The 22,092-nt window shown below is 63.3% G+C and carries 19 protein-coding genes and 2 pseudogenes; 8 read left to right on the top strand and 13 right to left on the bottom strand.

The window, feature by feature from the left end; all coding sequences use genetic code 11:
- The first annotated feature begins 8 nt into the window (after window positions 1–8).
- Complete coding sequence (locus BJ959_RS05745; RefSeq protein WP_153983197.1) at window positions 9–578, top strand: hypothetical protein; 570 nt, start codon at window positions 9–11, stop codon at window positions 576–578.
- On the opposite strand, the gene BJ959_RS05740 is transcribed toward BJ959_RS05745, so the two are convergent.
- Window positions 575–1,807 (bottom strand): IS256 family transposase, encoded by a 1,233-nt coding sequence (locus BJ959_RS05740; protein ID WP_183321849.1) that lies wholly within the window; start codon window positions 1,805–1,807, stop codon window positions 575–577. The genes BJ959_RS05745 and BJ959_RS05740 overlap by 4 nt on opposite strands.
- A gap of 135 nt (window positions 1,808–1,942) precedes the next feature.
- Between BJ959_RS05740 and BJ959_RS05735 the strand changes: the two genes are divergently transcribed.
- Window positions 1,943–8,383 carry a PA14 domain-containing protein gene (locus BJ959_RS05735; protein ID WP_153983077.1) on the top strand — a complete coding sequence of 2,147 codons (6,441 nt, stop codon included), beginning with the start codon at window positions 1,943–1,945 and terminating at the stop codon, window positions 8,381–8,383.
- Between the two features lie 627 nt (window positions 8,384–9,010).
- Here BJ959_RS05735 and BJ959_RS05730 read toward each other — a convergent pair.
- The 4 genes from BJ959_RS05730 to BJ959_RS05715 all read right to left on the bottom strand — a co-directional run bounded on the left by BJ959_RS05730 (window position 9,011) and on the right by BJ959_RS05715 (window position 11,746).
- The gene (locus BJ959_RS05730; RefSeq protein ID WP_153983078.1) at window positions 9,011–9,289 is read right to left on the bottom strand and encodes a hypothetical protein; all 279 of its coding nucleotides are present in this window, start codon (window positions 9,287–9,289) and stop codon (window positions 9,011–9,013) included.
- A 267-nt stretch (window positions 9,290–9,556) separates the two neighbouring features.
- Entirely contained in the window at window positions 9,557–9,787 is a 231-nt protein-coding gene (locus tag BJ959_RS05725) for a hypothetical protein (protein ID WP_153983079.1), read from the bottom strand.
- 292 nt (window positions 9,788–10,079) lie between these two features.
- The gene (locus BJ959_RS05720; RefSeq protein WP_137736376.1) at window positions 10,080–11,432 is read right to left on the bottom strand and encodes an FAD-dependent oxidoreductase; all 1,353 of its coding nucleotides are present in this window, start codon (window positions 11,430–11,432) and stop codon (window positions 10,080–10,082) included.
- Window positions 11,429–11,746: a thioredoxin family protein gene (locus BJ959_RS05715; protein ID WP_137736444.1), complete on the bottom strand. Its 318-nt coding sequence runs from the start codon at window positions 11,744–11,746 to the stop codon at window positions 11,429–11,431. The genes BJ959_RS05720 and BJ959_RS05715 overlap by 4 nt, the downstream gene beginning before the upstream one ends.
- Window positions 11,747–11,801: 55 nt before the next feature.
- On the opposite strand from BJ959_RS05715, the gene BJ959_RS05710 reads away from it, so the two are divergent.
- Entirely contained in the window at window positions 11,802–12,206 is a 405-nt protein-coding gene (locus BJ959_RS05710) for a heavy metal-responsive transcriptional regulator (protein ID WP_130484801.1), read from the top strand.
- A gap of 515 nt (window positions 12,207–12,721) precedes the next feature.
- Here the strand turns inward: BJ959_RS05710 and BJ959_RS05705 are convergent.
- Both BJ959_RS05705 and BJ959_RS05700 read right to left on the bottom strand, forming a co-directional pair.
- Window positions 12,722–12,871, bottom strand: coding sequence for a hypothetical protein (locus BJ959_RS05705; protein WP_183321899.1), 150 nt, complete (start codon window positions 12,869–12,871; stop codon window positions 12,722–12,724).
- 57 nt (window positions 12,872–12,928) lie between these two features.
- Window positions 12,929–13,216, bottom strand: a pseudogene (locus tag BJ959_RS05700) (transposase); the annotation flags it as partial.
- Window positions 13,217–13,280: 64 nt separating this feature from the next.
- On the opposite strand from BJ959_RS05700, the gene BJ959_RS05695 reads away from it, so the two are divergent.
- Window positions 13,281–14,657 (top strand): IS30 family transposase, encoded by a 1,377-nt coding sequence (locus BJ959_RS05695; RefSeq protein ID WP_165879065.1) that lies wholly within the window; start codon window positions 13,281–13,283, stop codon window positions 14,655–14,657.
- 19 nt (window positions 14,658–14,676) lie between these two features.
- Here the strand turns inward: BJ959_RS05695 and BJ959_RS13070 are convergent.
- Window positions 14,677–15,255: pseudogene (locus tag BJ959_RS13070) on the bottom strand (IS3 family transposase); the annotation flags it as partial.
- Window positions 15,252–15,545 (bottom strand): transposase, encoded by a 294-nt coding sequence (locus BJ959_RS05685; protein ID WP_153983082.1) that lies wholly within the window; start codon window positions 15,543–15,545, stop codon window positions 15,252–15,254. The pseudogene BJ959_RS13070 and the gene BJ959_RS05685, both read right to left, overlap by 4 nt.
- A 78-nt stretch (window positions 15,546–15,623) precedes the next feature.
- Here BJ959_RS05685 and BJ959_RS05680 point away from each other — a divergent pair, with 78 nt between their 5' ends.
- The 3 genes from BJ959_RS05680 to BJ959_RS05670 all read left to right on the top strand — a co-directional run bounded on the left by BJ959_RS05680 (window position 15,624) and on the right by BJ959_RS05670 (window position 17,944).
- Window positions 15,624–15,977, top strand: a complete 354-nt coding sequence (locus tag BJ959_RS05680; RefSeq protein ID WP_153983083.1) for an alpha/beta fold hydrolase — start codon at window positions 15,624–15,626, stop codon at window positions 15,975–15,977.
- 525 nt (window positions 15,978–16,502) lie between these two features.
- On the top strand, window positions 16,503–17,090 hold the full coding sequence (locus tag BJ959_RS05675) for a DUF305 domain-containing protein (protein WP_153983084.1): 588 nt from the start codon (window positions 16,503–16,505) through the stop codon (window positions 17,088–17,090).
- Between the two features lie 23 nt (window positions 17,091–17,113).
- Window positions 17,114–17,944 carry a WD40/YVTN/BNR-like repeat-containing protein gene (locus tag BJ959_RS05670; protein WP_153983085.1) on the top strand — a complete coding sequence of 277 codons (831 nt, stop codon included), beginning with the start codon at window positions 17,114–17,116 and terminating at the stop codon, window positions 17,942–17,944.
- A gap of 735 nt (window positions 17,945–18,679) precedes the next feature.
- Here the strand turns inward: BJ959_RS05670 and BJ959_RS12835 are convergent.
- Window positions 18,680–18,946, bottom strand: coding sequence for a hypothetical protein (locus BJ959_RS12835; RefSeq protein ID WP_348531757.1), 267 nt, complete (start codon window positions 18,944–18,946; stop codon window positions 18,680–18,682).
- 52 nt (window positions 18,947–18,998) lie between these two features.
- Here BJ959_RS12835 and BJ959_RS05655 point away from each other — a divergent pair, with 52 nt between their 5' ends.
- Entirely contained in the window at window positions 18,999–20,231 is a 1,233-nt protein-coding gene (locus BJ959_RS05655; RefSeq protein WP_183321849.1) for an IS256 family transposase, read from the top strand.
- Between the two features lie 43 nt (window positions 20,232–20,274).
- Here the strand turns inward: BJ959_RS05655 and BJ959_RS05650 are convergent, their stop codons facing one another.
- The 3 genes from BJ959_RS05650 to BJ959_RS05640 form a co-directional block, all read right to left on the bottom strand.
- The gene (locus BJ959_RS05650) at window positions 20,275–20,913 is read right to left on the bottom strand and encodes a COG4705 family protein (protein WP_153983161.1); all 639 of its coding nucleotides are present in this window, start codon (window positions 20,911–20,913) and stop codon (window positions 20,275–20,277) included.
- On the bottom strand, window positions 20,894–21,619 hold the full coding sequence (locus BJ959_RS05645; protein ID WP_183321897.1) for a phosphatase PAP2 family protein: 726 nt from the start codon (window positions 21,617–21,619) through the stop codon (window positions 20,894–20,896). The genes BJ959_RS05650 and BJ959_RS05645 overlap by 20 nt, the downstream gene beginning before the upstream one ends.
- An 82-nt stretch (window positions 21,620–21,701) precedes the next feature.
- Window positions 21,702–22,037 carry a hypothetical protein gene (locus tag BJ959_RS05640; RefSeq protein ID WP_153983159.1) on the bottom strand — a complete coding sequence of 112 codons (336 nt, stop codon included), beginning with the start codon at window positions 22,035–22,037 and terminating at the stop codon, window positions 21,702–21,704.
- Between the last annotated feature and the right edge of the window lie 55 nt (window positions 22,038–22,092).

The following is a 22,092-nucleotide window of genomic DNA, read 5'->3' as shown; positions in this document are numbered from 1 at the left end:
AGTGTGTGATGGTTGCATGGTCGTCGATGGTTCGTGGACTCGGACTGGTAACCGGTTTCACGCTGATTGTCACTCTGGCAGTGATGCCGGGCACCGAGGACGTTGCGGCGGCCGCGCCGGAGACTGTGCCGGAATTAGACCTTGATGTCGCCCTGCCAGCCTTGGAGTCCACCCCCGCGGAGGCGGTGACCCCGACCATTCCGGAGGGCGACTTCAGTCTCGATCGTGCACCCGAGGCATTCGACCTGCCATTCCGGTCGTTCAACCGCCCAATGCTCTTGGATCTGGAGAAAATCGATCTCGAGAGCCTTGAAGTGATCAGTCGCGATCAGTTCACCACGACGTATGACGGTCCGAGCGGCGCCTCGATCGTGTCGATCGGTGAGGTGCCGCAGAACGTTGAAGTTGAGGGCGAGTGGGTGCCGATCGATGAGACACTTCAGAAAACTGAGACGGGGTGGGAGTCGGAGCTGCATCCGCTAACGCCGGAGGTGGCATCGTTCTCCAACGGCCAAGGCCACGTCCCGCTGAGTGGTGGTCTTTCGTTTCCACGCGATGATCAGCTGGCTGCAGTCTAGGCGGCCGTGATCTCGGGCAGCATCACCGCGTCCTCGACCGAGCTGGTGGCGGTGAGTTCGGCCATGGACGCTTCGGAAAAGTAACGGCGGTCGCCAGCTTCCCATTCGTCGTGCTGCTCGATCAAAACGGCGCCGGTCAGGCGCAGCAGGCTGGCAGTGTTCGGGAACACTCCGACGACGTCGGTGCGACGTTTGATCTCACGGTTCAGCCGTTCCAGCGGATTCGTCGACCAGATCTGCCGCCAATGCCGGGCGGGGAAGTGCTTGAACGCCAGCACGTCGGCTCGGGCATCGTGGAGCATCTGGGCAGCCTTGGGGTGAACGCGGTCGATCATGCGAGCAACCTCCTCGAACTGCGCGTCAATATGCTCAGCGTCGGGTTGGGCGAAGATCGTGCGGATGATCGAGGCCACCATCTCCTGCCGACCCTTAGGCAGGACGGTGAGCACGTTGCGCATGAAATGCACGCGGCACCGCTGCCAGGCCGCTCCCTGCACCACCACCGCGATAGCTGCTTTCAAACCCGCGTGCGCGTCGGAGATCACCAGCTTCACCCCGGAAAGCCCTCGAGCTTTCAACGATCGCAGGAACGCTTTCCAGAACTCCTCCGTTTCGCTGTCGCCCACGTCAAAGCCGAGCACCTGACGGTGCCCGTCAGCGGTGATCCCGATCGCGACCACAACCGCTTGAGACACCACCCGCCCGTCGATGCGAACCTTGCAATAGGTGGCGTCCAAGAAGACGTAGGGGTAGGCGATCTGAGACAGGGATCGGTCGCGGAATGCCGCAACCGTCGCGTCCAGGCCGGCGCAGATGCGAGACACCTCGGACTTCGAGATGCCCGTGTCGGCGCCGAGCGCCTTGACCAGATCGTCAACCTTGCGGGTGGAGACGCCGTGCAGGTAGGCCTCCATCACCACGGCGAACAGCGCCTGATCGACCCGGCGGCGCCGCTCCAACAACGACGGAAAGAAACTGCCGGCCCGCAGCTTCGGGATCCGCAACTCCAGATCTCCCGCAGTGGTCGACAGGGTGCGCAACCTCGCCCCGTTGCGAGTCGCAACGCGCTCGGCGGTGCGCTCGTAGGGTCCGGCGCCGATCACCGACGCGGCTTCGGCGTCGATCAGTTCTTGGTAGAGCCGTTCGGTCATCTGACGGATGCGGTCGGTGGTGTCGGTGAGTTTCAGCTCGGCGAGCAGCTGAAGCAGGGCAGACTGATTGAGGGCCATCGTGCGATCTCCTGTCGTGAGTAACTTGGTCGTTCTCACTGACCATCGCACGGTGGCCCCTCACGTCAACGACACGACGCTCAGGACCGGAAAGTCCACCACCCCACGGGACTCAGGCACGGCCAAGTGCTCTCAGTGTCTGACGGCGAGTTCGCGGTGTCGTGGCGGCTGATCGGCGCGGCGACAAAGAAGGGCGCCGTGGGTGTATCGGCCGATGGGGAGCAAGGCCCGGTCCGATTCCAGGATGTTCTCGACGGGGTTGACCTCGTGTACGACATTGAGCCGTCCGCAGTCAAGGAAGTCATGGTCGTGCAGGAGCCTCCGGCGGATGCTCCGCAGTACGAGTGGCTACTGACCGCTCCGGGACTCACGGTCGACGGGGACGGCGCTGGCGGGTTTGTGCTTCGCGATGACACGGGCGAGGTGCGGTTTTCGATTCCGACACCGGTGATGTGGGATTCGGCCGGCATCAACGGGGTGCGAGAGCCCGCGATGGCGATCGTCGACGCCACCGTCGAGCGGCTGAGGGATGACTGGCTGTTCACTCTTGAGCCGGACCAGGCATGGTTGACCGATCCGGAGCGGGTGTATCCGGTACATGTTGACCCGTCAACGTCGTGGGGGCCGAGCAACCGCCGCTCATACAAGTCTGACGGTGTTGTGCAGTCGGGCGCGACGTGGTTCGGCAATCCTTGGCAGGCGAACCAAGCCTTGTATTGGCGGGGTTGGGCGCAGTATCCGCTCAACAACATTGCGGGCAAGTACGTCGTGGACACCGCCATGAGCCTCGGCTACACAACTGGCACGACGACGTGTCAGGTTGGCTACCTCGGGTCCGGATCCTCCAACCCGACCAGTGTCTCCAGTTACGGGTCAACTGTCTCGTCGTTCACTCTCTGTGGCGGAAGCGCATCAGCGAGCAGCAACACAGAGGACGGTCTTGACTCAACGATTGCGGGCTGGGTGCGCAATGGTACCTACACCCGCTGGGTTGGGTTCCGCAGCAGCGCCGAAGCGAACACGGGGTACAGCTACAAGGGGGCGAACTCGTCCCTGGTGGTGGTGTACGCGAACTACCCCGCGGTCACCGGCGTGACGTCGCCCACCCCGACCGGCGGTGTGACGGCTCCTCGTTCTCCCGAAATGCATGCCACCGGCAGCACCAACAGTGGTACCGCGTTGCAGTTCCGCTATCAGTTCGAGAAGACCGGAGGCGTCGGAAACGGCGCAGGCGCGGGCACGTTCGCCACCATCGACTACGACACGGGATGGGTGAACTCCGGGGTCTTCAAGATTCCCTCGAACGCTTTGGAGTCAAACACCGCATACCGATATCGGGTGATGGTGAAAGATGGCAATGACGGTCAACTTGGCAATGACACCCAAAGTGACCCGATGACAAATACGGCGTGGCACTTCGTGACGCAGGCCACACCAGACATCCCTCAGTCGACTTCTGTGCCGGCTGACGAGACTGTTGTGACAACAACGAGTCCGCAGTTCCGAGTCGACTATGTTCCGGACCCGGACAGTGCCATCCCGGTGCGCTACCGGTTCGTGGTCGCCACGGGTGCCGATGGCCGGTTGGGGACCGTGGTGAACTCCGGCTGGCTTGATGCGCCAAGCACGATGCCCGGAATGGACGTGACATGGACGCCGCCAGCCGGGTCACTGCAAGACGGAGTGTCATACACGTGGCGGGTGTGGGCATCGGATGGCGTCGATGAAATCGAGCAACCGTGGGTCGGACGCTTTACCGTGAACATGCGATTGGGCACCACCGGTCCGTCGCCGTTCGACACTGCCGGGCCTGCGTCGGTGAACTTGGCGAACGGAAACCTCGCCTTGTCGTTTTCGTCCCCGACGGTGACGTCGGTGGGTGGGCCGATGGGGTTGGCGTTCAGCTACAACTCTCAGGCCGACCCGAACGCCAACCGGGGGCTCATCGGTTCCTACTACAACGCTCTGGATCCGGGCCAAACGTCGACGTCGACTTTCGCGATCGGCTCGCGCACTCCGATCTTGACGCGGACAGACCCGGTTGTGGACTTCAACACCTTGGACGAGGTTGCGCCCGGACTGCCCGAGGACCACTGGATGGCTCGGTGGGAGGGTTTCGTCACCGTTCCCACCACAGGCCAGTACACATTCGGTGCCTTCCGAGATGACGGCGTCCGTATCTGGGTTGACTCGAATGCGACCACACCGAATGTGATGGATCAGTGGAACGCGTCCCCGGCCGTTACCCAATTCGGCACTCCGGTGACCTTGCAGCAGGGCTCGGCGACGCAGATCAAGATTGAGTACTACGAGCGACTTGGCGCAGCTGTTCTGCAGCTTCGTGTCAAGGGTCCTGGCCTGCCTGCCGAGGGTGTGCCGGTGCCTGCGGACTGGTTCACCAAGCGCATCCAGTACCTGCCCGGAGGCTGGTCGAACTCGGGCCCGATCGCTGGCGCTGGCGGCTCGTACGTTTCGGCGGTGAAGAACAGCTCAACCGTCACCCTGACTGATGTCACCGGCGGAGTGCACACCTACACGCGCAAGTCCGACGGCGGCTTCCGAGCGCCGGCTGGACAGTACGGGGTGCTGGCTTTGGATGCGGCAGGTCTCATCACCCTGACTGAAGGTGGCACCGTCCATCAGTTCGATGCCTCGGGGAAGGTGACGTCGGTGACGACGGTCGCGGATGCAAAGAAGCCAGCTACAGCATCCATCACCTATCGGGCTAACGGGGTTCCCAGTGTGATCAGCGACCCGGTCGCCGGTGGAACGAACCGTGCGGTGCGATTCGTGTATCAGGGGGACGTCATCTCCGACATTCCAGGGCTCGGACCGGCCGACGCGGGCACCGGAAACTCTGCCTGTGAAGACCCTGACGCTGCTGGGCTGGCTGCGCCGCCTGACGGGTTCTTGTGTCGGATCGTGTACCCGGACCATGTAATCGGTGGCGTCGATGTGGGCAACGGCCAGTTGGTCGACAACTCGACCCAGTTGTTCTACAACGAACACGGTCAGCTCGCAGAAATCCGCGACCCGGGAGGAGAGCGGGTCCGTTTCGGTTACACCGATGGGCGCTTGACAACCATCATCGATCCGCTGGTGAACGACTGGATCGCGGCAGACCCCGCCACGCGGACGGCCCTTGAGAACATCGTTTCGACAACGATCGAGTACCAGAACACCAAGGTCGCGTCGGTGACCCTGCCCGCACCAGACGGAGCCACCGCCAGTCTTCGCCCGCAGACGACCTACACCTACACCGAAGGCGCGACCGCGGTGAACGTGGCAGGGCTTGACTTGAGCTCCCGTCCGCTGGGAACGAATGCGCGTGAAGTCACCTATGACTCCGGGTGGCGAGCGACATCAGCGACGTCGGCCTTGGGTTTGACGTCATCCCAAACGTGGAGTGGCGAGGACCAGCTGCTATCCAGCACCGACGCCTCTGGGCGGATGTCGACCACCATCTACGACTCCTACACCGACCTGCCAACCGACTCGTACGGGCCGGCACCGATCGCGTGCTTCACCTCGCAACGCACGCCGACCTCGGCTGCAGGGTGTGCGACGATGCCGCACTCGACGACCTCATACGACGAAGGCCTGCAGGGTCTGCAGGTGACGTACTTCGCCACCAACTCCTTCTCGGGCCGACCCTTCGACTTCGGCCTCGGCCTCTCTGGCGGCACCGGCAACCTGGCCTCCCGCGACTGGGGCGCTGGTTCACCGGTGACTGGCTTGTCGGCGGACAACTTCTCCTTGCGCATGCACGGGGTGGTGACGTTCCCCAGCGCCGGTAATTGGCAGTTCCGCACCACTATGGATGGCGGCGGCCGCCTCTATCTTGATGACAACCTGATCATCAACGACTTCCCCGTTGATGCGGTCGCGTCGACAGTCAACAGTCAGATACTCACGGGCATCGCTGCGAACGAGCAACGGCGCATCCGGTTGGACTTCTACGAGCGCACCGGCGATGCAGAGCTCACGTTGCAATGGAAGAAAGAGACCGAGTCAACGTGGGTGAACGTTCCGGACTCGGCACTGCGGCCCGACTTCGGCCTGGTCACCTCCACCCTCACGCGAGACCAAGTGCTGCCCGGTAGCGCCATCGACTCGACGGCGGTCACCAACCTCACCACGGCAACCTCATACGGCAACCGACCCTGGCTGGGGGCGCCGACCGCGACCACGGTTGACCCGGGCGGTTTGGCACTCACCACGACGACGAGCTACGAGACACCCACGACAGCGGCGAACTCCTGGCTACGACGCCTGACTCGTGACCTCCCGTCAGGGACCGCGTCGCGCACCACCTCGGTCTACTACAACGACACCGAACAAGCGGGCGCGAACGACTGCGGGTTGCCGTCGAACACACCGCAGTTCGGCATGTTGAAGCAGATCACCGGACCCACGCCTGCCTCCGGACCAGCTGTGACGACTCGGTTCATCTACGACAAGGTCGGTCGCGTTGTCGGCAGCAAGACCGGGTCTGACCCGTGGTCGTGCGTCACCTTCGATGTGCGCGGACGCACGGTCACGAGCACGGTCGGTGTTGCCTCGCCGAACCTGCGGACGGTGACCAATAACTACGCCGTCGCCGGTGACCCCTTGGTGTCGTCCGTGACAGATTCGGCGGGAACGATCACTGTCAGGGTCGACCTGCTCGGTCGCACTGTCGCCTACACCGACGTGTGGGGCGTGGTGACGACTCCGACGTTCGAAGCCCAGACAGGTCGCGTGCTTACAACGACGATCACGCCCACCTCCGGGGCGGCGATCGTCTACAACTACGACTACGACGTCGACGGCAAGGTGCTGACTGTCTCCACTCCTGCGCACCCGGGCCCCCTCGCAACAGCCGCCTACAACCCCAACACCGGTGAGTTGACCGGTGTGACCTACGGCAACGGGTCGTCATTGACGGGCCTGCAACGCTCCCCGTCGGGGGCGCCGCTGTCGATGGAGTGGGCATTCCCACAAGCTGGCGGTCAGCCGCAGGCGTCGGTGGTGGAGCAGGTTGAGCGCACCCGTGCGGGTCGCATCGTCGCCAACACCGTCACCTCCGGCTCGCAAAGCTACAGCTCGTGGTATCGGTTCGATGGAGCATCCCGGATGACGCAGGCGACCCTGTCGCTGAATGGCGCAGTTGATCATGTGCTCAACTATGGGTTCGGTTCGGCGGGCACAGCCTGCTCCGGCTTCACGGGTGCGGTAGCGAATGCGGGTGCGAACGGTAACCGCACCACGTTCAGTGATGCTCACACCACCGTGGTGGAGGGTGTGCCGACCACGACGACCTCGTCGACGACCTATTGCTACGACGCAGCCGACCGGCTGCTGGGTTCTGTGGTGTCGGGAGATCTGATCCCGGAGGCGAACCCGGTCGCTGATGGCCTTGCGGCATCGGAGTTGGCGTATGACGCGCGCGGCAACACCACGAAGTTGGCTGATCAGTCGCTGGTGTTCGACCTCAGCAATCGGCACGTGTCGACTACGGTCACGGCAGGCAGTGACGCCACGAAGGTGTCGTACCTGCGTGATGCGACGAACCGGATCGTGTCGCGCACGGTGACTGTCAACAATGTCGACACGGAGACAACCCGGTACTCGCACACGGCGACCGCTGATGTGTCGGGTTTGGTGGTGGATGCTGCCACCGGGGCTGTTCGTGAGTACACGGTGTCCCTTCCCGGCGGTGCCGCTGTGCGGTTCGTGCTGGGTTCTAACGCGCGTGAGCAGTGGACGTATCCGAACATGCTCGGCAGCGTGATTCTCGAAGCCGACGGCGACGGCGTTCGCAGCGCGACCGTCGTCCGGTATGACCCATGGGGGCAGCCGATCGACCCGCTCACCGGGCGCATCGGCACGGCGACCGCGGATGACACGGTGATCGACAACGCTGAAGGGGATGCGGACTATGCGTTCGTCGGCGGACACCGGAAGCTGTATGAGCATCAAGGGTCGGTGGCTGTCATCGAGATGGGGGCACGGGTGTACGTGCCGGCGTTGGGACGGTTCCTCTCGGTGGACCCAATCGAGGGTGGGGTTGATAACGCATATGTGTATCCGACGGATCCAGTCAACAAGCTTGACCTGACCGGAATGTTCAGCTGGGACTCAGTGGGGAATGCGCTGGCTGACTTCGGTACGGCAGCACTGGACTTCGGAAAGGCGGCGCTCGACAATCCGCTAGTGCGCGCGGTGCTCGTGACTGCTGTGCTTGTCGTCGCATGTACCAACCCGATCACTTGCATTGCTGCGGGCGCAGTAGCCGGCACAGCTCTGGGGGCGGCGAACTGGGCGGTGAATCATCAAGATGAGAATCTTGGCGACCACCTGCTACGTGGCGCCGTGGAGGGGGCCACGGTGGCCGCTGGTGGCCTCGTAAGGGCGGGGGTTGCGAATGTGGCGCGGCTCCAGCCTGCGAGATTCAGCTTCCTCAACATGGTTTCTCGTAGGCCAGTGATTCGGCCAGGCCCACTTCACTCCGCACAGCGACCAGTGTTCAATACATGGGGCCAGTCATTCGCACGAGTTATCGTGACAGCTCAGCGTGGTCGGACCGCAATCTAGCGAGCCTTTCCGAATGCAGCGTTCAATCAGGACTCGATAAAGGTGATGAAATGGCGAGAAAAGATCGAGGCGACCATAGGCGCTCAAGGTTGATTGCTGTAGCAGCAGCGGTCCTTCTGGTCGGACTCGCCTGCTTGCAGTTCCTGGTCATCCTCGTTCCGGAAGCGGGGCCTTATCTCGGTCCCGTACTGTTTATGATCGCGCTTGGCGTTTTGTACGTTATCGCTCGTGTCGTTGCCAAGAGAGACGCGCTCAAGGAGGCCGCGCGCTTGGCTGAGGTCGATGGTGCCCAGTGGTATCCGAGCCGGGTAAGGCAATCTCGAGGCTCAGGTTGGGCCTGGCGCGCGGTCTCTCTCGGCCCGAGGATAGTTCGTATTGGCCAGGGAAAGGAATCGGAAGCGCGACTTGTCCTGGTCTCTGCGAGAGTCGTCGCCTCTGATGCTGAGCGCGATCAGGGGCCGAGTTGGGTTGAATTCATTGGGGAACATGGCTGCCTGGACGTTGTTCTCTTCGACCCGAGGGGAACAAGGCTGACCAGAGCTGACCATGAGCGCGCCCTACTCGAGGCGGGGATTCTCGTCGAATGAAGTCTGCGTGATCGATTTGAGCAAAGAGGTTGATGAAGCTTCATGTGCTTCCTTCTTCGTTGCGGAGTTCTCTGCGAGCAGCTGATGGCCTAATCACTACAGCGCGGATTTGCAATGCATTCAAGATCGTGTGATTTTCGAGACCAAGCTGAATTGCAATCGAGGCGCTGGACAGCCCACGTCCGTAGAACTCGGCGGCTTGGGCAATCTGGGACTCGTTCATCCCGCGTGAAGTGTCGATGCCGCGCTCGGCAAGGCTGTGAGGCACCGTTGTGCGCGAGAGCACGACCTCGGCAGAGACAACTCGAACTTCGCTCATCGTGTCGGCGCGTGAGCTTAAGCAGTTCAGTAGCTACGAGCCGGCTGAGGCAATCGTTCGTCTCCTGGAGGTGTTCGAAGACAACGAGCGGCACACATGGAACTTGGAACAGGCGCTTCGGGGGCAACCTGAAGGAGAGCACCTGGTCGCCGTCCTAGCCTGACTGCGCATTAGCCCTGTCGCGACTGCAGCGACGAATTCATCTCTTTGAAAGCTCCTCGGGTCACGATCGTGGAGACTGGTGAATGTTGAAGTGTCTTTTCCACTTCAGTCCGTTCGATTCGGCTGTTGGTGGACTGCCGGTCTGATCGCAACGCTGCGAGCTCGCAACGCTTTCAAGATCGTGTGGTTGTCGAATCCCAGCCGCTGTCCGATGGCGGCGCTCGAGAGCCCTTGTCCGTAGAGCGCGGCTGCAGCGGAGATCTGTGCGTCGGTCATTCTGCGGGATGCGTCGATTCCGTGTTCGGTGAGGATGCGTGCGACAGTCGTGCGGGACATCTGGAGATCTCTGGCAACGGTTCGGATGTTGCGGACAGTGAGGTAGCGAGTCACGACGAGGTCGACTTCATGCGCTCGAAGCTGACGTGCTCGCCGGCTGGGCGAGCTGCTGGCCTGCTGCGGCTCACGTGACTCCGATCGGAAGAGTAGGTTCTGAGGTGTGGTGACACCTGGTGCGGGGTTCGAGTAAACCTGTAGCAGGTGCACCGACCGGAATATCCGACCGGAATATCTGAACGGGTTTTCATCAGCAGTGTTGTACGCCTTTCGGCGCCGCTCGGGATCGCATTTGTCAGAACATGGAGCCGAGGTCGGAGCCGACGGAAGGATAGGTGGCCGTCACGGACTTCAGCTGTCGGGTGGTGAGTCCGAGCTTGATGGCGAGGCCAAACGTGTTGATCACTTCTGAATAGCCTGGGCCGAGTAGGTGCGCCCCGAGAATCAAGTCGGTCGCTGGATCTACGATCACCTTCGTGGCGGCGGTAGTCTCACCGATTCGGTAATTGCTGTACCAGCCGCTGGTGTCGTGGTAGCGCACAGAAATCTCTCGACCATCGCGTGCAGCTTCTTGTTCGAGCATCCCGACCCGGTTTAGTTCTGGAATCGTAAACACCGTCGAGGGCACGCCGGCGTAGTCGGGCACGGTCTCGATGCCTTTGAGCATGTTGGATGCGGCGACCTTACCTTCGACGACGGCCACCGGCGTCAGGCGTTCGCCCGGGGTGCCCGCCGCGTCACCTGCTGCATAGACGTACGGATTGCTACGGCTCTGCAAGTGCCCGAAGACGTCAATGCCCTGTGGCCCGTGCGCGATATCGGCTGCCTCCAGATCGAGGCCGTCGAAGTTGGGTACGCGGCCCGCTCCGTGCACCACAAGGTCGGCGTCGATGTTGGACGTCGCGCGGTCCCGCTCGATTGCAACGTGAAAGCCCGTGGAGGTGTGCGTGACTGCGCTCACGGAGGTGCTGTGGTGCACTCGTATTCCAGCCTGTTCGCTGCGGCGCACAAGCAGATCTACGAGGTCCGGGTCGAATGCGCGCAGCGGCTTTGTGCCGTGGTCGATGATCACGCACTCCACGCCAGCGCGCGCTGCGATGTGCGCCAACTCGAAGGAAACAAACCCGCCGCCGACGAACACGATTCTTCTGGGCAGCGCTTCGAGGTTCAGGAATTCGGTGCTGTCGACCAGAAGCTCCTGGCCGGAGAACTCGAGCGGCCGAGGGCGGGCTCCGGTGGCGATGAGAAATCGTGCTGCGGAATGCTGTTCGCCGTTGATGTCGACGTGATGGCGGCTGACGAATCGGGCATCGCCGTGGAACGTGGACACACCGTTCCGTTTCAGCGTGGACTCCATGGCGCCTGGAATATCGTCGGTGAAGCCGTGCTTGTGCCGCATGAGGGCGGGCCAATCGAGTGTGAGGCCATTCTGGTTAACGCCTTTGCCGTGCATGAGGCGTGCATCGTCGATGATTTCGGCGCCTCGGCGGAGAATTTTCTTGGGGTCGCAGCCGCGAAGAGCGCAGGTGCCTCCGTAGGGAAGGGTGTCGACGATGCCGACTTTCCAGCCTTGGGACGCGCAGCGGTTGGCCGCAGTGGTCCCTGCCATCCCGGCACCGATGACGAACAGGTCGTACTCCGCGTTCACAGTGCGACTCCATCGTGCTGTGCGGTGATCGCCATGCGCAGTTGTTCCAGAGTGGGGGCGCCAGCGCGACCTGCGGGTGTGCTGTACACACGGCAGGCCAGGCCGACGGGTGCCGACGAGTCGGCGAACGGGTCCACTCCGTCGACGAGAATGCTGGGCGAGCCGCGGAAGCCGAGCTTCTCCGCGTCATCGAACGTTTCGACGAGCCGGTGAAGAACGGTGATGTCGGGGCGTTCGGAGGCGATCGTCGCCAAGCGCTCGGCGGCAATCGACCAATTCGGGCAACCAGTGAAGTACTGCAGCGTGATCTCCATTCCCGGAGAATAAACCTTGTAGCGCGATGCAAGGTCAAGTGGTGAAATGGAGCCCATGAAGATCGGCGACCTGTCCAACGTCAGCGGTGTTCCCTCACAGACAATCCGTTTCTATGAGCGACGAGGACTTCTTTCGCCCTCTGCGCGTGAAGGAAATGGCTATCGCCGCTATGACCACGCGGCCGTATCGCGACTGAACTTCATTCGATCCGCGCAATCGGCGGGTCTCACCCTTGCTGAGATCGCCAGTGTGATCAACATCCGCGACGCGGGCGAAGCGCCCTGCGCTCATGTCTCAACTCTGCTCGAGGAAAAGCTCGATGAGGTGCAGCGGCGGCAACGTGAGCTTGCTGTCTTGGAAGCTGAATTGAATCAATTGATCGCGGCGGGTCGAGACCTCGACCCGACCGACTGCGAACCGGGGGGCGTCTGCAGCGTCATCGTCTCGACGGGAGGCTGACCCTTTAGGAGACGCTTCCTGAATCACCCTCTCGCCTTTGAGCGGCCGCCAGCCTGATCCTGACGCCGCGGCTTCGCAGCCCCTTCAAGATCGTGTGATTGTCGAAGCCTAACTGCTTGCCGATCACGGCACTCGACTGGCCACTTTCGTAGAGTTCGACGGCGATCGCTATCTGGCCCTCGGTCATCCTTCGTGACGCGTCGATTCCGCGATCGCTCAGGATTCGGGCCACGGTAGTCCGGGAAAGGCCGAACTCGGCGGCGACGGTTCGAACGTTGCGCACCGCGAGGTAACGGGTCGCGACAGCTTCTGCTTCGTCAGCCCTCAGTTGGCGGGCTCGCCGACGAGTTCCGGTTGTCGAACTTTCCTGGTTGCGGGGGCTCGAGCGGAAGAGTAGTTCTTGAGGTGTGATGACCCCAGGTGCGGGGTTCGAGTAAACCTGTAGCAGGTGCACTGTGTGATGTCTCAGGACATCGTGGACGGGTGAACCCCCAGCGGGAGGGTTCGCCCGTTTTTCACGTCTTGGCTTGATAGCCCTTGTTCGGGTCGATCAGGTGCTCTGCAAGCACCTCCCCGTCGGGGGTGATCGTGACGGCGTGGAGGCCGTGGATGAAGATGATCACGGTGGTGCGGGCCAAGCCGCGCCCGTAGCCGAGGTGCATCATGCGGTTGCCGAAGCGCAGGGTGACCTGTCCCGGGTTCCGTGGAGTGTTTCGGTTTGATCATGCCGCCGTCACAGCACTCTTGTGAAGGGTCTCGAACTCGTCCGGGCTGAGGTAGCCCAATGCCGAGTGGCGGCGGCGCCGGTTGTAGAACCCCTCGATCCACTCGAACATCGCCGTGGCCAGCTCGCGTCGCGTGCCCCACGCTCGCCGGTCCAGCAGCTCGATCTGCATGGAGCCCCAGAAAGACTCCATGAGCGCATTGTCATAGGCCGAGGCGACCTTCCCCATCGAGCCCATCAGCCCCGCCTCGCGCATGCGCGTGCCGAACAGCCAAGAGGTGAACTGACTGGGCTCAACCGGTGGAAGCAACACCTGATCGGAGGGTGTTGTGGGAAGACCATCGAACTGGATGAAGGAAGTGACCGGGCGAGCGCCGATGCGGTCACCTGGCGCACCATCGCACCCGCGAGTGAAGGAGCGTGAGTTCTGGACGAAGATCAGCACCGGCTTGCTCCCGACGGAGGCGGGCGTCGCGATCGGCGTGGCTCCAGTCTTGGGGTCGCGGTGGTTCCGACAATCAGGCGGTATGTCACCGTATTCATGGCCGGCGCAGTCGGGCCGGTATCTCTCGCTGGCGGAACGCGAAGAGATCGCGATCCTGAAGGCAACAGGCGCCGGGGTGCGCGCGATCGCCAGAGCGCTGGGACGCGACCCATCGACGATCTCGAGAGAGTTGCGGCGGAACGCCGCGACGCGGGGCGGGAAGCTGGACTACCGTGCCTCGGTCGCGCAGTGGAAGGCGGAGTTGTTCGCCCGAAGACCGAAAGTCGCCAAGCTCGCCGCGAACCCTCAGCTGCGTGAGTACGTGCAGGAGCGGCTCTCTGGCCAGATCCGACGGCCTGACGGGAGCGTTGTCGTGGGCCCCGTGTCGCCGCAGTGGATCGGGAGGAACAAGCCTCACCGGAAGGACCGCCGATGGGTGTCGGGGTGGAGTCCGGAGCAGATCGCGAACCGGATCGCGCTCGACTTCCCCGATGATGACAGCATGCGCATCAGCCACGAGGCCATCTATCAGGCGCTGTTCATCGAGAGTCGCGGTGCGCTGAAGCGCGAGCTCATACTGTGTCTGCGCACCGGGCGAGCGCTGCGCATGCCGCGGGCACGGTCCAAACGGGTTCCATGGGCTCACGTCACCGCCGACGTCCTGATCAGTGAGCGGCCCGCGGAGGCGGAAGACCGGGCCATCCCTGGCCACCACGAGGGCGACCTCATCATCGGCATCAACAGGTCCGCGATCGGCACCGTGGTGGAACGCACCACGGGGTTCGCCACGCTCGTTCATCTGCCCCGTGAGGACGGATGGCGCGAACAGCCGATCGTCAAGAACGGGCCGGCGCTATCCGGCTACGGTGCGCTGTCGATGAACCGGGCGTTGGCGGCAGCGATGAGCACCTTGCCGGCGGAGCTCAAACGCTCGCTGACCTGGGATCGTGGGAAGGAGATGTCTGCTCACGCCCAGTTCGCGATCGACACCGGCTTGACGGTCTACTTCGCAGACCCGCACAGCCCCTGGCAGCGCGGCACGAACGAGAACACGAACGGGCTGCTTCGGCAGTACTTCCCGAAGGGCACCGACCTCTCACGCTGGACCCCGGACGACCTCGCCGCCGTCGCACACGCGCTGAACACGCGACCCCGAAAGCGACTCGGCTGGCGAACCCCCGCTGAGGCCCTGGACGAGCACCTACACTTGCTGCAAACAGGCAGTGTTGCGACGACCAGTTGAATTCGCCCTGAGTGCCGCGGTCGGAGTGCAGAACGGTGCCCTCGGGGCGGCGCCTGATGCGAGCCATATCGACCGCGTCGAGCACGAGCTCGGTGCGCAGATGGTCCGCGATCGACCAGCCCACGCAACGACGCGAGAAGACATCGATCACCGCAGCGCAATAAACCCATCCCTCGCCCGTGCGATGCTGCGTGATGTCGGTCACCCAAAGCTTGTCGGGCCGATCCGCGACGAACTGACGCTGCACGTGGTCCTGGAACACTGCCGGCAGCCTGTTGCCACCGCTGCGCCGCCACCGGCGATGATGCACGCCCTGCAAACCGGCCTGCCGCATCAGCCGCTCCACTCGGCCATGACCGATCGTGAGCTGGCGACCCAAGCGCAGTTCGGCGTGCACGCGCCGAACCCCGTAGGTTCCTCGCGAGTCACGGTGAATCTCATGCAGGGTTGCCGTCAGTGCTTTGTCGGCTGTTTCTCGTCGCGATGGCGGCCGCGATTTGGCTGCGTGGTAGCCGGACTCGGATACGTGCAGCACCCGGCAGGCCACCGCGGCAGGAACCCCTTCCGCGGCCAGGTCACGGACCAGCCGGAACGTCATATTGGGAGGACGTTCTCTTTCGCGAAATAGGCCGCGGCGCGTTTGAGTATCTCGTTCTCCATCTCGAGCCGGCGGATCTCGCGCCGCAACTGGGTCAGCTCGTCGCGGTCGCCGGTGGTGATGCCGGGCTGTTCCCCGTCGTCGATCCGCGCTTGCCGGATCCAGTTCGCAATCGTGGTCGACGCGACCCCGAGCTGCTTGGCCAGGGCATCCATCGACACCCCACCGGAGCGATACAACTCCACGGCTCGCTCTCGGAACTCGCGCGGGTAGGCGTTATTCTTCGCCATCAGGACTCCAATCCACGGGCCTTAGCCCGATGCTAGGACTCCACGGAACCCGGGACAGGTCAGTGCGACAACCGCACCGTGGCACGCGGCGTTGCAGTCGCCATCAGCCCCCGACTGCCTGTCGCGATCGCCCGGGACTCCGTCGAACACACCTGGCCGGGCTACATCGCAGGCTTCGACTCGCTCGTGCGCGACCCAGAGTGGACTGACGCACTTGACGACCTGGCGGCGCGGAATGTCCCGGTGCGGCTGGTCGACGGCGACAAGGACCCAGTCCCCGTTCCCGGTCGTGCTGACGAGCTCGCCGCGCGGTTTGCGAACATTTCGGCCGCACGCCGACTAGGCGGTCATCGCCTGCCGCTCAGCGACCCGATCGGCTGTGCATCGATCGTGCGCGCCGTTCTCAGCGAACATGGTGCATCGGATTCCTGAGGTGTGAGAAGATACCCCCTGGAGGTATGACAGATGCTTCGGCGCTTCGGCTACGTGCTGCTGATCGCAATATTCGCGGTCGTCGGCGTCGCCATGGGCGCTCATGGATCGACCCCTGCCGGTCATTCGACCGCTGCTTCGAGCTCGGTCGCTGGTTCTGCCATGTCTGTGGAGCACAACCACGCTGACACTGTCGCTCCGCACTCTGACGCCACTGCGCCACAGGGTCAGGATGCTCCGTGCGCGGATTGTGCCGGCGATCACGCCGCGCTCCTGATGGCATGCGTATTTCTGGCGCTCATCGTGGTCGTCAGCCTGGTTCTCCCACTGGTGGCTCTCCGCTTTGGCGTCGTGGCCCCGGGCGTATCGACACTGGACAGCACACCTCGTCGACTTGCGGACTCGCGCCCTCCGGAACTCTCAGAACTCTGCATCAACCGTCAGTGATTCGCCGCCTGATGACTGCGTAGTCACGCCGTCATCATTGCGACCCGAACATTCAACACTGACGAAAGAAGCACAAAAATGAAGAAGTCATTCCGCACCCGCGCTCTCGCGGCGGGTGCACTCGCCCTCATCAGCATGGTCGGGCTCGCTGCATGCTCGACCACCACAGAGCCACCCGAGAGCTCCGGCGCCAACATGGCAGACGTCATGTTTGTGCAGATGATGATCCCCCACCACGAGGGAGCCATCGAGATGAGCGACATCCTGCTTGCCAAGTCGGGAGTCGATCCCGAGGTCGTAGAGCTGGCAGAGCAGATCAAGGCCGCCCAGGGCCCCGAGATTGAGCAGATGAAGCAGTGGCTCGACGACTGGGGCATGCCCGCCATGAGCGACAGCATGGACGGCATGGACCACGGCGGCATGGGCGGCATGGACGGCATGGCAGGCATGACCGAAGAGGACATGCAGGCACTCGAGGACGCCAGTGGGCCTGAAGCAGGTGACCTGTTCCTCGAGCAGATGATCGTCCACCACCAGGGCGCAATCGAGATGGCGGAGGACGTCCTTGATGATGGCGAGCACCCCGCTGTGCGTGAGCTGGCGGAAAACATTATCGCCAGCCAGACTGCGGAGATCGAGCTGATGCGCTCGATGCTCGACTCCTGATGCGGCGGATAGGAGTGGCGGCCGTGACAGCGGCCGCCGTCCTTTCCGTCGGTCTAGCGGGATGCACTTCCCCCACGACGGAGACCCCCATCGTCGTGTCGCACGTGCACGCGGTGGACTACGACCTGCAGCGCGGAAGTGCCTACGTCGCGACGCATGACGGAGTCCTCAGCGTGGCAGCGGACGGTTCGGTCGAACGCATCGGTCAATGGGCAGGCGATGTGATGGGGATGGCGCGCCTCGGCGACACCATCTACTTCTCCGGCCACCCGGCACCCGACGAGAATCTGCCGCCGAACATCGGCGTCTATGAACTCAGCGTGCCGATTGGGGAGTTCGCGCCGATCTCCCTTCTCGGGGAAGTAGATTTTCACAGCATGACGATCGCGCAGTCGTCTGACGGGATGGCGTTGGCCGGCATCGACTCGGCGACAGGTCAGGTCATGGTCAGTCGGGACGGTGCGCAGAGTTGGGCGGCAGGGATGCCGATCGGTGCGCGCTCCCTCAGCTGGGATGCGAACGCCGAGAGTCTCTACGCAACGACGGAGCAGGGTCTCCTCGTCAGCACCGACGACGGCATGACGTTCACCGCCGCGGACGGCGCTCCGCTTTTGGTTCTGATCGCGTCCAGCCCGGCAGACGTGTCAACCGAGGCATTCCTGGTCGGAGTCGACGTCGACGGCTACGTTCACACCAGCCCCGACGGGGTGACGTGGACGTCGATCGGGCTGGCGCCAGCCCTCACGGATGCCCTGGCCGTTGGCAACGATGGCTCGATCGTCGTGGCCGGAATCGAGGGCGTACACAGGTCCGAAGATCGCGGAGCGACCTGGACGATGATGGCGGAGTTCTGAACTGCGTGGGGTGCGGCAGAGCGCCGCACCCCACGTGCACCAGCGAACGGTGTCTAGTCCAATTGCGCGTGTGAAGCCGCATTCTCACTTCCGGTGGGCAGCCGGCCTGATGGGTACTCCACGCCGACGCAGGGCCCTTAAGATCGTGTGGTTGTCGAATCCCAGCTGCTTGCCGATCACTCCGCTTGACAGCCCCTGCTCGTAAAGTTTGGCCGCTTCGGAGATCTCGGCTGTGGTCATCCTGCGCGTTGCGTCGACGCCGTGTTCATTGAGGATACGAGCAACAGTTGACCGAGAGAGCTGTAGCTCTGCAGCGACGGTTCGAATGTTGCGGACCTCGCGGTAGCGACCGACAACAGCCTTAGCTTCGTGCGTTCGAAGTTGGCGGGCTCGCCGACGTGGTTCGGGGCGAGCATCCTGGTGCTCATTAGCTGTCGAGCGGAACAGCAGTTCTTGAGGTGAGGGAGCAGAGCGCGAGGGGTTCGAGTAAACCTGTAGCAGGTGCACTGCTATTCCGATCGGTATTCCGTTCGCTCTCGCAGGAGGGCGAGGCGAGCGAGGTGATGTGACCTGGTCGATCTCTGTCCTGCCATCGGTGATCGGCGGAAGGCCAATCCGTAGCGGTCCTGAGCGCCCATCCTTTCAGTGGCGACTCAGTTGCTTCAGATCTGGATTTACCGAAACCATGAGCAGTCCCCCTGGATCGAAAGCAGGCTGAGACCACGTGCGCGTTCGCTATGCGGCTGCCAGAACTGCATCCTGCTCGGCACTAGCGGCGACTCGGCGCTGACGGCCGACCTTGATCCCCAGGTAGGTGGCGACGCCGATGATGATCCCTAGGAAGATAACGCTGGTGACGGTGGTTCCGAGGCCGAGGCCGCCATCGGCTGGTGCCTGTGAGAGCAGGTCGCCCATCGATGCCCCGAGGGGGCGGGTGCCTGAGTCCCGTGGGGTGGTGGACTTTCCGGTCCTGAGCGTCGTGTCGTTGACGTGAGGGGCCACCGTGCGATGGTCAGTGAGAACGACCAAGTTACTCACGACAGGAGATCGCACGATGGCCCTCAATCAGTCTGCCCTGCTTCAGCTGCTCGCCGAGCTGAAACTCACCGACACCACCGACCGCATCCGTCAGATGACCGAACGGCTCTACCAAGAACTGATCGACGCCGAAGCCGCGTCGGTGATCGGCGCCGGACCCTACGAGCGCACCGCCGAGCGCGTTGCGACTCGCAACGGGGCGAGGTTGCGCACCCTGTCGACCACTGCGGGAGATCTGGAGTTGCGGATCCCGAAGCTGCGGGCCGGCAGTTTCTTTCCGTCGTTGTTGGAGCGGCGCCGCCGGGTCGATCAGGCGCTGTTCGCCGTGGTGATGGAGGCCTACCTGCACGGCGTCTCCACCCGCAAGGTTGACGATCTGGTCAAGGCGCTCGGCGCCGACACGGGCATCTCGAAGTCCGAGGTGTCTCGCATCTGCGCCGGCCTGGACGCGACGGTTGCGGCATTCCGCGACCGATCCCTGTCTCAGATCGCCTACCCCTACGTCTTCTTGGACGCCACCTATTGCAAGGTTCGCATCGACGGGCGGGTGGTGTCTCAAGCGGTTGTGGTCGCGATCGGGATCACCGCTGACGGGCACCGTCAGGTGCTCGGCTTTGACGTGGGCGACAGCGAAACGGAGGAGTTCTGGAAAGCGTTCCTGCGATCGTTGAAAGCTCGAGGGCTTTCCGGGGTGAAGCTGGTGATCTCCGACGCGCACGCGGGTTTGAAAGCAGCTATCGCGGTGGTGGTGCAGGGAGCGGCCTGGCAGCGGTGCCGCGTGCATTTCATGCGCAACGTGCTCACCGTCCTGCCTAAGGGTCGGCAGGAGATGGTGGCCTCGATCATCCGCACGATCTTCGCCCAACCCGACGCTGAGCATATTGACGCGCAGTTCGAGGAGGTTGCTCGCATGATCGACCGCGTTCACCCCAAGGCTGCCCAGATGCTCCACGATGCCCGAGCCGACGTGCTGGCGTTCAAGCACTTCCCCGCCCGGCATTGGCGGCAGATCTGGTCGACGAATCCGCTGGAACGGCTGAACCGTGAGATCAAACGTCGCACCGACGTCGTCGGAGTGTTCCCGAACACTGCCAGCCTGCTGCGCCTGACCGGCGCCGTTTTGATCGAGCAGCACGACGAATGGGAAGCTGGCGACCGCCGTTACTTTTCCGAAGCGTCCATGGCCGAACTCACCGCCACCAGCTCGGTCGAGGACGCGGTGATGCTGCCCGAGATCACGGCCGCCTAGACTGCAGCCAGCTGATCATCGCGTGGAAACGAAAGACCACCACTCAGCGGGACGTGGCCGGGCGGGTGAGAACGTATGCGGCCCAGAAGCAGAAGACCACGTTCACACGGAAAGTGAACCGAGCGATCGCGATCACGCCGATGAGGCCGGCGAACAGGAGCGTGCCGAAGAGATAGCCGAGTCCGAAACCTTCGGTGATCAGGTCTCCCGCGGCCGTGCCCAGCGCGAAGGTGAAGAGGATCGCAACCCAGTAGAAGGTCTCGCGGCGGCGGGTGAAGATTGTGTGGATGGAGAGAGTGCGTTCGCGGGCGAACCAGATCCCGAACGTGACCGCGAGCAGGGCGGAGAAGGCGACGGTGCTCAGCCAGAGTGGAACCCCGAAGCTGTCGGTCATCGTGTCTGTCAGCAGGGTTCCGACGACGCTGATGAGCACCACGACGGCCCAGTAGATCCCGGACGTGTAGCGCTTAGTCGCGAACTGCGCGATCAGGGCGATGACCAGTAGCCCGGTCATGATCCATGACGTGATCGCCAGTCCGAGGCCGAGGGTCGAATTGAGGTAGTCCGCCGCGGTTTCACCGGAGGTGGTGGAGAGGATCTTGATCACCCAGAACGCGACAGTGACCTCGGGCACCCGGTTGAAGAGGATGGTGCGGACGTGGTCAGGCAGGGTTGCGGTCATGAGAGGAGTGCTTCCATTCGGTTGGGTTGCGAACCGGAGATCTCAGTGCGAGTTGGGGTGGCCTGAGGGTGTTGCGTTCCGCGGTCTTTCTGAACACCGCCGTGATAGCAGCGGCGACGATGAGAGCGACCGACGCCCCTAGCACTGCACCGGTGAGCACGTCGGTTGCCCAGTCGACGAGCAGGTAGGTGCGGCTGACTGCCATCACCGGAACCCAGGCGGCGGCGAGCACCCATGACCACATGTGAGGGAACGCGAGGGCGATGGCCACGGTGAGAGCAGCCGCCGTCGTCGTGTGGCCGGACGGGAACGAGTCCAGCCCGGTGTCGACGATTCCGTCGAGCGGACGGGGCCGGGCGATGAGCAGCTTCAGCACGGTGGATGCTCCGGATGCCGCGGCGACCGTGACGCCAATGCGGAGCGCCTCGCGCCACCGGCGCCGGAGGAGGAGGACCGCGATCAGGATGGCGACGACCGCGACGATTGACCATGTCCCTCCGAACACGTTGAGGAGCCGAGCACCGGCATCGGCAAGGGCATTGCGGTGGGCGGCAAGCAGGTCATGCCACCAGGAGTCGATGGGCAGCGGCTGGTTCTGCCACGTGGATCGGATAATCACGCCGGTGAGCACGACGAACGTGAGACCAAGGGCGCCGAAGAACGCACCGATGGGCGGGGTGCCCGACGTGCGGTTCAGTGAGCTCATGGTGGAGGCCTCGTAGGAGTCGATGGGAGGGTGGCACGAGACTGGGGGCCAGCGTTTATCGCCGGCCCCCACGGTTCACGCGTCAGTCTTGGTGGCCGTCTTCGACCTCAACACCGTTGATGTCATCGCTGGTGTCTTCCGTCTCTGACTCGTCGGACCCTTCGTTGTCATCGGCAATCTCGCCGTCGTCCGTGCCGTCTTCGACCTCGGCGCCGTCCTCAACCTCGGTGCCGTCGTCGGTGCCGTCTTCGACCTCGTCCTGAACGTTGTCAGAGTCGGTCGCGTCCGTGGGCTCGACGACCGAGACCGACTTACCGGCCGGGGCCGCCTGAGCGGGCATTGCCAGAGCAACGCCTCCGGCGATGAGGATCGCGAGCGCAGCTGCGGAGCCGGCGGCGACCTTTGCGGTCTTCTGCATGGTCTTGTCCTTTCGTGGAGCTGCGCCATGCGAGCTGCATGGCGTGTGTTCCACG

The sequence above is a fragment of the Microcella frigidaquae genome (assembly GCF_014200395.1).
In the GTDB taxonomy this organism is placed as follows: domain Bacteria; phylum Actinomycetota; class Actinomycetes; order Actinomycetales; family Microbacteriaceae; genus Microcella; species Microcella frigidaquae.
The sequence above is the reverse complement of the archived record's forward strand: the minus strand, read 5'-3'. Positions and strand labels throughout refer to the sequence as shown.